This is a genomic window from Kitasatospora sp. NPDC127067 (assembly GCF_042724755.1).
GTDB classification, from domain to species: Bacteria; Actinomycetota; Actinomycetes; order Streptomycetales; family Streptomycetaceae; genus Kitasatospora; species Kitasatospora lactacystinica.
Genome location: NZ_JBHXEM010000017.1, coordinates 53886 through 65791 on the forward strand (window position 1 = coordinate 53886; position 11906 = coordinate 65791).

The following is an 11906-nucleotide window of genomic DNA, read 5'->3' on the forward strand; positions in this document are numbered from 1 at the left end:
CAGTCGTCGTCCCAGTGGCGCTCGGCGGTTGCCGGCGCCGCGGGCTCAGCCGTCGTCGTGGGCTCAGCCGTTGCCGTTGCTGTTGTCGGAGGGCGGCAGCTGGGCCTGGATCTGGCTCATCACCGTGCTGTCGGCCAGGGTGGTGGTGTCACCGACCTCGCGGCCCTCGGCGATGTCACGCAGCAGGCGGCGCATGATCTTGCCGGAGCGGGTCTTCGGCAGCTCGCCGACCACCTTGATCTGCTTCGGCTTGGCGATCGGGCCGAGCGTGCGGCCGACGTGTGCCCGCAGCTCCTCGACCAGCTCGGGGCTCTCGGTGACGCCGCCGCGCAGGATCACGAAGGCGACGATGGCCTGGCCGGTGGTGGCGTCGGTCGCGCCGACCACGGCGGACTCGGCCACCGAGGGGTGGCCGACCAGGGCCGACTCGACCTCGGTGGTGGAGATGTTGTGGCCCGAGACGAGCATGACGTCGTCCACCCGGCCGAGCAGCCAGATGTCCCCGTCCTCGTCCTTCTTGGCGCCGTCGCCGGCGAAGTAGCGGCCCTCGAAGCGCGACCAGTAGGTGTCGATGTAGCGCTGGTCGTCGCCCCAGATGGTGCGGAGCATGGACGGCCACGGCTCGGTGAGCACCAGGTAGCCGCCGGAGCCGTTCGGCACCTCGACGGCGTTGTCGTCCACCACGGTGGCCGCGATGCCCGGCAGGCCGCGCTGGGCCGAGCCCGGCTTGGTCTCGGTGACGCCCGGCAGCGGGCTGATCATGATGGCGCCCGTCTCGGTCTGCCACCAGGTGTCCACGATCGGACAGGTGCCGCCGCCGATGTGCTCGCGGTACCAGATCCAGGCCTCGGGGTTGATCGGCTCGCCGACGCTGCCCAGCACCCGCAGCGAGGACAGGTCGAACTTCGCGGGGATGTCGTCGCCCCACTTCATGAAGGTGCGGATCGCGGTCGGCGCGGTGTAGAGGATGGTCACGCCGTACTTCTGGACGATCTCCCAGAACCGGCCCTGGTGCGGGGTGTCCGGGGTGCCCTCGTAGATGACCTGGGTGGCGCCGTTGGAGAGCGGGCCGTAGACGATGTACGAGTGGCCGGTGACCCAGCCGATGTCGGCGGTGCACCAGTAGACGTCGGTCTCCGGCTTGAGGTCGAAGACCGCGTGGTGGGTGTAGCTGGCCTGGGTGAGGTAGCCGCCCGAGGTGTGCAGGATGCCCTTGGGCTTACCGGTGGTGCCCGAGGTGTAGAGGATGAACAGCGGGTGCTCGGCGTCGTGCGCCTCGGGGGTGTGCTCGGTGGACTGGCGCGCGGTGATCTCGTGCCACCAGACGTCGCGGCCCTCGGTCCACGGGACGTCCTGCTCGGTGCGGCGGACCACCAGGACGTGCTCGACGCCGTCGACCTTGGTGAGCGCCTCGTCGATGGCCGGCTTCAGGGCGGAGGGCTTGCCCCGGCGGTAGCCGCCGTCGGCGGTGATGACGAGCTTGGCCTGGGCGTCCTGGATGCGGGAGGCGACGGCGTCGGAGGAGAAGCCGCCGAAGACCACCGAGTGGGTGGCGCCGATCCGGGCGCAGGCGAGCATCGCGACGACCGCCTCGGCGATCATCGGCAGGTAGACGGCGACCCGGTCGCCCTTGCGGACACCGAGCTCCAGCAGTGCGTTGGCCGCCTGCGAGACCTCGTCCTTGAGCTGGGCGTAGGTGATCGAACGGCCGTCGCCGGGCTCGCCCTCGAAGTGGATCGCGACCCGGTCGCCCAGGCCGTTCTCCACGTGGCGGTCGACGCAGTTGTACGCGACATTGAGCTTGCCGTCGGCGAACCACTTGGCGAAGGGAGGGTTGGACCAGTCGAGGGTCTCGGTCGGCTCGACGGCCCAGGTGAGGCGACGGGCCTGCTCGGCCCAGAAGCCCAGACGGTCCTCGGAGGCCTGCGCGTACGCGGCCGCGGTGACGTTGGCGGCTGCGGCGAGCTCTGCCGGCGGGGCGAAGCGCCGCTCCTCCTTGAGCAGGTTGGCCAGGCTCTCGTTGCTCAACGCGCACTCCTCATCGAGTCATGATCGGGGGCGTTCCCGTGCGTGGGGATTGTCCCGTGTGTCCCAGCGCACAGCTCACCAGGCGAACGGGGCAGTTGACAAGAGGCTCCTGGGAATTGGTGTAGACCTTTGACCGTTGGCCGACCGGGTTCGCGTCCGATCCACCGTGGCGGACCGGACGGCCGTTCGGGGGTGGGTGGGCCCGTGCCCCGGCCCGCCCGGCGGGGACACGGACCCGGCTCTCAGGCGGCCAGTCGGGGGCCCTCCCCGCCGTCCCCGGGCGGAAGCCGATCATCCCCATTCACCCGTTCGGCCGATGCTGTGTTCGGCCGGCCCTCGGGGTCGGCCCCAGTGGGGTCCTCGGCGTGGTGTTCGATTCCGTTCGTGCGAGTGCCGGTGCGGGCCTCGATCGGACTGAACGTCCCGGCGGCCCGGTCCAGGACGTAGGCCTGGGCCGTCGCGAAGTCGAAGTACATCCCGACCAGCCGCAGGGTGCCCTCCTCGACCCGGCGCTCCACCGCCGGGTTCGCCATCAACTGGTCCAGCTGCTGGACCACGTTGGTGATGCAGAGCTGCTCCACGACGTCCACCGCCGGCCGGGCGGCGAACTCCGCCGGGACGCGTCGGAGCCGGTCCAGCGAGCCGCGGCCGTTGCGCAACCAGCGGGCCAGCGGGGTGGGCGGCCCGGGGCGCTCGTGCACGCCGTCCAGCAGGGCCTTCATCGCGCCGCAGCCGGAGTGGCCGCAGACCGTGATCGAGCGGACCTCCAGCACCTCGACCGCGTACTGCACCGCGGCGGCCACCGAGTCGTCGGCCGCTCCGGGTTCGTGCGGGGCCGGCACCAGGTTGCCCACGTTGCGCACGGTGAACAGGTCGCCGGGGCCGCTGTTGGTGATCATGCTGGTGACCATCCGGGAGTCCGCGCAGGTCAGGAAGAGCTGGGAGGGCGCCTGCCCCTCGCGGGCCAGCCGGGCGAGTTCCGGCCTGATCAGCGGGGCGGTGTGCAGCTGGAACACCCGGACTCCGTCCAGCAGTCGGCCGTGCGGGTCCTCCTGCTGATCGATGCAGTGGTGGCCGACCCAGGGCGTCCAGGCCCGGCACCGGTGCGGGCCCGGTGAACTGCCCGCGCGCACGGTGCCGTCCGGGTCCAGCACTTCGTCGTCCTGGCGGCGCGTCACCATCGAGACCCGGCCGCCCGCGTCCTGGTGCGCGGCCCGCCAGGTGTGCAGCGTCTCGTACGCGGCGTGGTCCAGGAAGGAGCCGTCGTGGATCACCGTGACCTCGGCCCCGGCGGGGATGCCGGCCAGCGCCCGGCTGAGCCGGGGCACGGCGGTGAAGGTGAGCGGGCCGTGCGTCCGGACGGTGACCGTCCCGTCGGGGCCGGTCTCCACGTCCACGTGGGCGCGGGTCAGCCGGTAGAGGGCGAGCAGTACGGCGGTGCCGGCGCCGATCGCGACGCCCCACAGCACGCCGGCGGCCACCACGCCGAGCACGGTGATCAGGTAGACGGGGAACTCGCGGTGCCGGTGCACCCTGCGGATGTGCGCGAAGCTCACCATCTGCAGCCCGACCGCCAGCACCAGCGCGGCGAGCGCGGCCAGCGGGATGTGGCGCAGCCCGCCGGTCAGCGCCAGCGCGGCGGCCAGCACCCAGACGCCGTGCAGCACCGAGGCCCACCTGGTCCGGCCACCGGCCCGCACGTTGGCGGTGCCGCGCACCGCGCCCCCGGCGACCGGCAGTCCGCCGACCAGGCCGCTCACCAGGTTGGCGAGGCCCTGGCCGCGCAGTTCGCGGTCGAGGTCGCCGGTGCGCCGGGACATCCGGTCGATCGCGACGGCGGACAGCAGCGACTCCACGCTGGCCACGGCGGTGACGGTGAGGACGGCGGCGAGCAACCCGAGGACCGGGCCGTGCGGAAGCGCGGGCAGGAGCGACTGCGGGCGCCAGGCGGGCAGCTCGATGTGGGCGAGCCGCAGGTCCAGGGCGAGGACGAGGGCGGTGGCCAGCGCGACCCCGGCCAGCGGGCCGGGCACCTTGGTCAGCCGGGCGCCGAACTCGCCGGCACGGCCGGGGAGTCGGCCGAGCCGGGGCCAGCCGACCAGGACGGCGACGGTCACCGTGCCGGCCAGCACCGCGGCCGGGTGCGGGCCGGACAACTGGCCGGGAAGGGCCAGGATGTCGGCGATCGCGGAGCTCTGCGGTGAGCCGCCCAGGACGACGTGGAGCTGCGCGATCGCGATGGTGATCCCGACCCCGGCCAGCATGCCGTGCACGATCGCGGGTGAGACGGCGAGCGCCGTCCGGGCCACCCGACGTGCGCCGAGGAGGAGTTGGAGCAGGCCGGCGGCGACGGTGATGGCGCAGGTGGCCTGCCAGCCGTACCGGGCGATCAGCCCGGCGGTGATCACCGTCAGTGCCGCCGAGGGGCCGCTGACCTGGAGCGGTGTGCCGCCGAACAGCCCGACCACGATCCCGCCCACGGCCGCGGCGGCCAGGCCGGCGGTGAGCGGGGCGCCGGTGGCGAGCGCGATGCCGAGGGAGAACGGCACGGCGATGAGGAAGACCACGAGGGACGCGGAGAGGTCCTGGGCCCACCGGATCCGGGGGGCCGGGCCCGGCGGTGCGTGGTCGGTGGTGTCGGAGGCGATGGGGGCGCTGGAGATGTCGAGGGTCATTGTCTTCCCGTCTGTCCGGGGGAGCGAACGCAGTCAGGTCCGGCGGTGAGTCCGGGGTGGGGCTCCGGGGCGGATCGGCTGTCGTGGGTCGCGACGGTGTGGCGGGATGGCGTGGGCGCGGCGGGGGAGTGCGGGTGTCACCGGCCGGCGTTGACCATCAGGCCCGCCAGGGCTCCGGGCGAGGTGCGGGACGTCTCACCGGGGGCCGCCGGGCGAACCATCAAGACTCGGTAAACCGAGGGTAATGAAAGCTTTGCACAGCGTGGTTCCGGGAGGGAAGCGGAAAACCCCCTGATTCACCCCAATGGGTGGTGGCCGAACGGTCGGGAATCTGCTGGTGGCAGGGGTCGTGGCACCGGCCGGCCGGGGGCGGCGCCGGGAGCGGGAGCGGTCCCGGGGCGGGAGCGCGCACGGCGAACGGGCCGCGGCCTCCCGGGGTGGGGAGGCCGCGGCCCGTTCGGCTGCGGTGGTGCGGGTCAGACGTGGGCGCCCGCCGGGGCCGCGCGCCCGCCGTCGTCCGCGAACCCGCCGAGGACGAACTCCTCGTCCACCTGTGTCGCGAGGTCGATGCCGACCTTGGAGTTGGCCCAACTCTCCGCGTTGCGGCGGTGGAAGAGCACCGCCTGCTCGGTGTAGCGGCGCGCGTCCCGCCGCCCGTACGCCGCGTCGGCCTCGAACCGCAGCTCCTCCAGCACGGCCCGGTTGGCCGGCTCCAGGGTCTTCAGCGGCGGTTCGGCGCCCTGCTCCAGACGGCGCACCCAGTCCGACTGCCCGAAGGTGGTGAGCAGGTCGGCGCCGACCTCGCGGCGCAGGAAGGCCAGGTCGTCCGGGCCCTGCACCTTGTTGCCGACCACTCGCAGCTGCACGCCGAAGTCGCGGGCGTAGTCCCTGTACTGGCGGTAGACGGAGATGCCCTTGCGGGTCGGCTCGGCGACCAGGAAGGTCAGGTCGAAGCGGGTGAACAGGCCGGAGGCGAAGGAGTCCGAGCCCGCGGTCATGTCGGTCACCAGGTACTCGCCGGGGCCGTCCAGCAGGTGGTTGAGCAGCAGCTCCACCGCGCCGACCTTGGAGTGGTAGCAGGCCACCCCGAGGTCCTCCTCGGTGAACGCGCCGGTCGCCAGCAGCCGTACCGAGCCCTCGTCCAGTGCGATCGGGCGGGCGCAGGAGGCGTAGACCGGGTTCTCCTCGACGATCCGCAGCAGCCGCGAACCGCGCCCGGGCGGCGTGGTTTTGATCATCTCGTCGGAGGAGCGGATCAGCGGGTTGCTGCCGCGCAGGTACTCCTTGATCTCCGGCAGGTGTCCGCCCAGCGGGGGCAGTTCGGCGGCCTGATCGTCGGTCAGCCCCAGGGCGGGGCCGAGGTGTTGGTTGATGTCGGCGTCCACGGCGACGACCGGCCGGCCCATGGCCGCCAGGTGGCGGATGAACAGCGCGGACAGCGTGGTCTTCCCGCTGCCGCCCTTGCCGACGAAGGCGATCTTCATCTGGGGACTCCGGCTCTCGCTCAGGGCCCTCGCTGCGGGCCGCGTGCCCGGGGTGCGCGCGCCGCGACCCCTAGTTGGAAATCGTTATCGTCTCCGATAGTGGCCATGCTAGCCGGGGTTTGGGTTCCGTCGCGGGCGGGAAGTGAGGATTGCCTCTAATGGGTGATGCGGGGTTGCTGTTCCGGGAGGGGCGGCCCGTTCATTACTCTCGGGTAGGTGAGCACTGGAACTGATCCCCTCGCCCCGCTGGCCCAGCTCCCCGGGGTGCCCGACGCGGTGGCCGAGGTGCGCAAGGCCGTCGACCGCCTCTACGGCCACCGGGTGATGCGCCGCCGGGCGGCCGAGGTCACCTCCGAATCCGCGCTGCGCGGCGCCCGCGCGTCGGCGGCCCTGGCCGGGGCCGACTGGCCGCTGGAGGAGGTCCGCCGCCGCAGCGACTTCGGCGCGGACCCCGAAGCCCGGACGGTCGGCGCGGCCCTGCGGATCGCCGCCGAGGCCGGCCAGCTGCTCAGCATCTGGCGGCACTCGCCGCTCCAGGTGCTGGCCCGGCTGCACCTGCTCGCGGCGGGCGACGGCGATCCGGCGGCCGGGCGCCCGCGGCGGGCCGGCGAGGGCGCCGAGGAGCTGTTCCCGCTGGAGCTGGAGCCGGTGGAGAGCGTCGAGGTCGACGCCCTGGACGGGCCGCTGCCCGTGCTGCCGCCCGCCCCGGGTGCGGAGGAGGTCGCGGCCCGGCTCGACCAGCTCTCCCGGCTGCTGGTGGCGCGTGCGGAGGGCCAGGGGGTGGGCACGCCGGCCCTCGTCATGGCCTCGGTGGTGCACGGTGAGCTGCTCGCGCTGCGGCCGTTCGGCACCCACAACGGGGTGATCGCGCGGGCCGCCCAGCGGATCGTGCTGATCGCCGAGGGGCTCGACCCGAAGTCGATCTGTCCGACCGAGGTCGGCCTGGCGGAGCTCGGCACCGCCGCCTACCGCCGGGCCCTGGCCGGCTACCTGGCGGGCACCCCCGAGGGGATGGCGGCCTGGATCGCGCACTGCGGCCGGGCGTTGCGGCTCGGCGTCCGGGAGAGCACGGCGGTCTGCGAGGCGATGCAGCGCGGGATGGTCTGAGCGGTCGGACCGGGGCGGCGCGCGCTCCGCGAGGGGGCGCGCGAAGACACGGATGCGGCGGCACCTGATCCTGCCGGGTGCCGCCGCTGGTGCAGATACCGGGTGACCATGCATGCACCGGAAGTGCCGATCAGACGGGGATCCTGCCCGTTCGTCTGGTCCGGCGGCCCGACAGCGGGTCGGCTGCATGTGGGTGCCCGGATATCTGTACGTGCGGTCCGTGGGGCCTGAACTGCGTTGTCGGTTTGACCTCTTAGGTCCTGACCGGGTCTCGCGGGCCGTGCTTCATTTGTATCGCGTTTCGGGCGAAAGGGGAACCCGAAACGAGAAGTCTGTCCCGGTTGACCGTTTTGTCCAAGGGGTGCCGGGCGGCACGGCCTCAGGCCGCGGGGCGCCGCCGGCGGGCCAGGTACCAGATCACCCCGGCGGTCACCACGGCCGTCCCGACCGCCACGGCGGTCAGCACCGAGCCGCTCGGGGCGGAGAACTCGGGCAGCCGGCGCCGCAGTTCCACCGGCTTGTCGAAGACCAGCACCGGCCACTCCCGTGCCTGCGCCTCCTTCCGCAGCGCCCGGTCGGGGTTGACCGCCGACGGGTGGCCGACCGCCTCCAGCAGGGGCAGGTCGGTGGAGGAGTCGCTGTAGGCGTAGGACGCGGCCAGGTCGTAGCCCTCGGTGGCGGCCAACTCCCGGATGGCGGCGGCCTTGTTCTCGGCGTAGGCGTAGTACTCGATCTCGCCGGTGTAGCAGCCGTCCTCGACCTTGAGCCGGGTGGCGATGACGTGGTCCGCGCCGAGCAGCCGGCCGATCGGCTCGACCACCTCGGAGCCGGAGCTGCTGACGATCACCACGTCCCGGCCGGCCGCGTGGTGCTGCTCGATCAGCGAGGCCGCCTCGTCGTAGATGATCGGGTCGATCAGGTTGTGCAGCGTCTCGGCGACGATCTCGCGGACCTGCTGGACGTTCCAGCCCCGGGTGAGCGCGGAGAGGTACTCGCGCATCTTCTCCATCTGGTCGTGGTCCGCGCCGCCGACCAGGAAGACGAACTGGGCGTACGCACTGCGCAGGACGGCCCGACGGTTGATCAGGCCGCCCTGGTAGAAGGGGCGGCTGAAGGCCAGTGCGCTGGACTTGGCGATGATGGTCTTGTCGAGGTCGAAGAAGGCCGCCGTGCGCAGCCCGCCGGGTCGAGGGCGCACGGGCGGGCGGAGTTCTCCGGGCCCGGTGGTGTCGCCCTGGGACTCGTCGGCGTACTCGTCGGCGTTCTCGGTGGTGTCCACGGGAACCGAGGATAGAGGGAGCCGCAAAACACCCCGCCATTCGGCGTACTCGTGGGCGTGCGGGTTTGTGTTTCTGGCCGCTCGGGTACACCATGGAAGTCACGGATCGTTCGCGACCGTGCTAACCCGGTCCGGCTCCTCCCCCCCGAGCCGGGCTGTGGATAGACGACCCCCGCTCTCCCCCCCGGCGGGGGTCGTCGCACGTCCGGGGCCATTTTCAGGGCTTGAACGCCCCTCGCGGCGCGTTCGCCGCCGTCGTGCCGACGGCTTGCAGGGGGTGTCGTCACCTCGGCCCGCCGATCGACTTTCGTCACTCTGCGTTGCCATTTGCTCAGGTTCGTCGGAGATCGAACGGCTGGTTCCGATCGGTGCCGCGGGCCCGCTCGGAAGCGGTGTCGGGAAGGTGTCGAGCACTCGTCGGGAGTGCCTTCGAACGGGATGCGGAGGATCGCCGGTTCATCTCGGTGACCCCCTTTCGTCAATTCTTCACCGATTAGCCCCCCGCCCGGGTGAACGTTTTCCTCCACAGTCCACGAGTTATCCACAGGCAATCGGAACTCGGATGACGGAATCCGGATCTCCCCCCACCGTGATGTCCGGCGGCGGTCGCCGGACAGGGCCTCACCCCTTCCATCCCCAGAGGATCTGTCGGGCGGCCGTCCGCCGGAACCGTCCGACGTGCGCCGCCCGCCACCCCGGTGGCCGGCGGCGCGGAGGGGAGAATCCATGTCGACGCCGATCGCCGACCACATCACCGCCGAGGGCCCCGCGGTCGCCGGGCCGCTCGTCGTCACCGAGGACGACGGCCTGGCCGAGCACCTGCTGCGGATTTGCGCGGCGGCGGGCACCGAGCCGAGGCTGGTCCGGGGCGCGCCGCCGACGCGGGAGCTCTGGGAAGGGGCCTCGCTGGTCCTGGTCGGGGACGACCAGGCCGTCCGCTGCTCCGGGCTGGGGCGGCGCGGCGGGGTGCTGTTGCTCGGGCTGGACCTGGACGACCCCGGGGTTTGGGTCAGAGCCGTCCAACTCGGGGCCGAGCACGTGCTGTTCCTGCCCGACGCCGAGGCCTGGCTGCTCGACCGGATCGCCGACGCGGCCGAGGGCGTCGGCTGCCCGGCGGTCACCGTCGCGGTGCTCGGCGGGTCCGGCGGGGCCGGAGCCTCGACCCTGGCCTGCGCGCTGGCGGTCACGGCCGCGCGGGCGGGCCGGCGGACGATGCTGCTGGACGGCGATCCGCTGGGCGGGGGCCTGGACATCCTGCTCGGCGGCGAGCGGGTCAGCGGGCTGCGCTGGCCCGATCTGGCCGGCTCCCGCGGGCGGGTCAGCGGGGCCGAGCTGGCCCGGGCACTGCCGGCGCTCAAACGGCTCTCCGCGCTGTCCTGCCTGTCCTGGGACCGCGGCGACACCCTGACGGTGCCGCCGGAGGCCATGCGCAGCGTGCTGGCCGCCTCCAGACGGCGCGGCGGGCTGGTGGTGGTCGACGTGCCCCGCCACCTCGACGCGGCCGCCGGGCAGGCGCTGGAGCAGTCCGACCTGGCGCTGCTGGTGGTGTCGGCCGAGCTGCGTGCGGTGGCCGCCGCCGACCGGGTCGCGGCGGCGGCCCGGATGAGGCTCGGGGACGTCCGGGCCGTGGTGCGCCCGGCACGGGCCGGCGGGCTCCCGGCCCGGCAGATCGTCCGCGGGCTGCGGCTGCCGCTGGCGGGAGAGCTGGAGCCGGAGCCGGGCCTGGCCCAGGACGTCGTGAAGGGCGTCCCGCCCGGGAGCCGGGAGAGCGGCCCGCTCGCCCGCTTCTGCGCGAGCTTCCTGAACGAGGTGCTGCCGCCGGTGCCGGCGGTCGGAGGAGGTGTGTACTGATGGTCCGTCTGCGCAGAACGGTCCTCCGGACCGGCTCGCCCGAACCGGGCGGCGGTGCGCGGGAGCACCGGCCGCTGCGGAGCGTGCCGCCGCCCGGCGGGCCGCCCGGGCCCGCGCACGAGCCCTGCCCGTACGGCCGGACGGCCCGCGAGCAGCGCACGGCGGCCCTGGTGGACGCGGTCCGGCTGCGGCTGGCCGAGTCGGGGGCCGCCCCGACGGCCGGCTCGGTCGCCGCCGCGCTGCGGGCCACCCGCCCGCCGCTCGGCGGGGACGAGGTCCTGGACACCGTGCGCTCGCTGCGCGCCGAACTGGTGGGTGCGGGCCCGCTGGACCGGCTGCTGGCGGCGCCCGACGTCACGGACGTCCTGGTGAACGGTCCGGAGGAGGTGTGGGTCGACCGTGGCGGCGGCCTGCAGCGAGCCGACGGAGTCCGCTTCGCCGACGCCGCGGCGGTGCGGCGGCTGGCCCACCGGCTGGCCACCGCGGCCGGCCGGAGGCTGGACGACGCCCGCCCGTGGGTGGACGCCCGACTGCCGGACGGCACCCGGCTGCACGCCGTGCTGCCGCCGATCGCGGCCGGCTGCACGCACATCTCGCTGCGGGTCTGCCGCCCCCGGCCCTTCACGCTCGACGAGTTGGTGGCGGGCGGGTCGCTGCCACCGGAAGGCGCACAGCTGCTGGCGGGCATCGTGCGGGCCAGGCTGTCGCTGCTGGTGTCCGGTGGGACGGGCTCCGGGAAGACCACGCTCCTGTCGGCCCTGCTCGGCCTCGTCGGGCCGGACGAGCGGATCGTGGTCGCCGAGGACTCCGCCGAGCTGCAGCCGGCCCACCCGCACGTGGTCCGCCTGCAGAGCCGGCCGCCCAACCAGGAGGGACTCGGCGAGTTCACCCTGCGGGACCTCGTCCGCCAGGCGCTGCGCATGCGCCCGGACCGGCTGGTGATCGGCGAGGTCCGCGGCGCCGAGGTGTCGGACCTGCTGGCCGCGCTGAACACCGGGCACGAGGGCGGCTGCGGCACGGTCCACGCCAACACGGCGGCGGACGTGCCGGTCCGACTGGAGGCCCTGGGCTCGCTCGCCGGTCTCGACCGGCCGGCGCTGCACAGCCAACTGCGGGCCGCGCTCGACGTGGTGGTGCACCTGGTCCGCGACCCGGGCTCGGGGCGGCGCCGGGTGGCGGAGATCCACACACTGACCGGAGCCGGTGACGGGTCGGCCGTGACCGTGCCCGCGGTGGCCTTCCCGGCGTCCGGCGGCCTGCGTCCCGGTGCGGGCTGGGAGCGGCTGATCGGACTGCTGGCGGCACGCGGGGTGTCGCACGGGTCGGGGCGGCCGTGATCGCGGTGACGGTGGCCGGGTCGGCGAGCGCGGACGCGCGGGCGGTGGAACTCGCCTTCGCCCTGCTGCTGAGCGGGTGCGCCGTGGGCGCCCTGCTGCTGCTCGGCGGTGCGGGGCGCAAGGACCGAGGAGGACGGAGGTGAAC

The 11906-nt window shown here is 73.7% G+C and carries 8 protein-coding genes; 4 read left to right on the forward strand and 4 right to left on the reverse strand.

Annotation, left to right across the window (positions count from 1 at the left end; translation table 11 throughout):
- Positions 1-63 precede the first annotated feature (63 nt).
- From acs to ACFWJ4_RS10220, 3 genes are all read right to left on the reverse strand, one after another.
- Positions 64-2028 (reverse strand): acetate--CoA ligase, encoded by a 1965-nt coding sequence (acs, locus tag ACFWJ4_RS10210; RefSeq protein ID WP_380541507.1) that lies wholly within the window; start codon positions 2026-2028, stop codon positions 64-66.
- A gap of 242 nt (positions 2029-2270) precedes the next feature.
- Positions 2271-4703 carry a SulP family inorganic anion transporter gene (locus ACFWJ4_RS10215; protein WP_380541510.1) on the reverse strand — a complete coding sequence of 811 codons (2433 nt, stop codon included), beginning with the start codon at positions 4701-4703 and terminating at the stop codon, positions 2271-2273.
- A gap of 476 nt (positions 4704-5179) precedes the next feature.
- Complete coding sequence (locus tag ACFWJ4_RS10220) at positions 5180-6187, reverse strand: ATP-binding protein (RefSeq protein ID WP_380541512.1); 1008 nt, start codon at positions 6185-6187, stop codon at positions 5180-5182.
- Between the two features lie 216 nt (positions 6188-6403).
- Here ACFWJ4_RS10220 and ACFWJ4_RS10225 point away from each other — a divergent pair, with 216 nt between their 5' ends.
- The gene (locus ACFWJ4_RS10225) at positions 6404-7294 is read left to right on the forward strand and encodes an oxidoreductase (protein ID WP_380541515.1); all 891 of its coding nucleotides are present in this window, start codon (positions 6404-6406) and stop codon (positions 7292-7294) included.
- A gap of 379 nt (positions 7295-7673) precedes the next feature.
- Here ACFWJ4_RS10225 and ACFWJ4_RS10230 read toward each other — a convergent pair whose 3' ends face one another.
- Complete coding sequence (locus ACFWJ4_RS10230) at positions 7674-8492, reverse strand: HAD family hydrolase (protein WP_380541609.1); 819 nt, start codon at positions 8490-8492, stop codon at positions 7674-7676.
- A gap of 807 nt (positions 8493-9299) precedes the next feature.
- Between ACFWJ4_RS10230 and ssd the strand changes: the two genes are divergently transcribed.
- The 3 genes from ssd to ACFWJ4_RS10245 are packed head-to-tail and all read left to right on the forward strand — an operon-like array spanning position 9300 to position 11904.
- On the forward strand, positions 9300-10424 hold the full coding sequence (ssd, locus tag ACFWJ4_RS10235) for a septum site-determining protein Ssd (protein ID WP_359902017.1): 1125 nt from the start codon (positions 9300-9302) through the stop codon (positions 10422-10424).
- The gene (locus tag ACFWJ4_RS10240; RefSeq protein ID WP_380541518.1) at positions 10424-11761 is read left to right on the forward strand and encodes a TadA family conjugal transfer-associated ATPase; all 1338 of its coding nucleotides are present in this window, start codon (positions 10424-10426) and stop codon (positions 11759-11761) included. Before ssd ends, ACFWJ4_RS10240 begins: the two co-directional genes overlap by 1 nt.
- Positions 11758-11904: a hypothetical protein gene (locus ACFWJ4_RS10245; RefSeq protein WP_380541520.1), complete on the forward strand. Its 147-nt coding sequence runs from the start codon at positions 11758-11760 to the stop codon at positions 11902-11904. The genes ACFWJ4_RS10240 and ACFWJ4_RS10245 overlap by 4 nt, the downstream gene beginning before the upstream one ends.
- Positions 11905-11906: the final 2 nt, after the last annotated feature.

What these genes read in the sequence shown, in the direction of transcription:
- ACFWJ4_RS10215 (WP_380541510.1), bottom strand. Translation starts at nt 4,703, where the DNA reads ATGACCCTCGACATCTCCAGCGCCCCCATCGCCTCCGACACCACCGAC.
- ACFWJ4_RS10220 (WP_380541512.1), bottom strand. Translation starts at nt 6,187, where the DNA reads ATGAAGATCGCCTTCGTCGGCAAGGGCGGCAGCGGGAAGACCACGCTG.
- ssd (WP_359902017.1), top strand. Translation starts at nt 9,300, where the DNA reads ATGTCGACGCCGATCGCCGACCACATCACCGCCGAGGGCCCCGCGGTC.
- ACFWJ4_RS10240 (WP_380541518.1), top strand. Translation starts at nt 10,424, where the DNA reads ATGGTCCGTCTGCGCAGAACGGTCCTCCGGACCGGCTCGCCCGAACCG.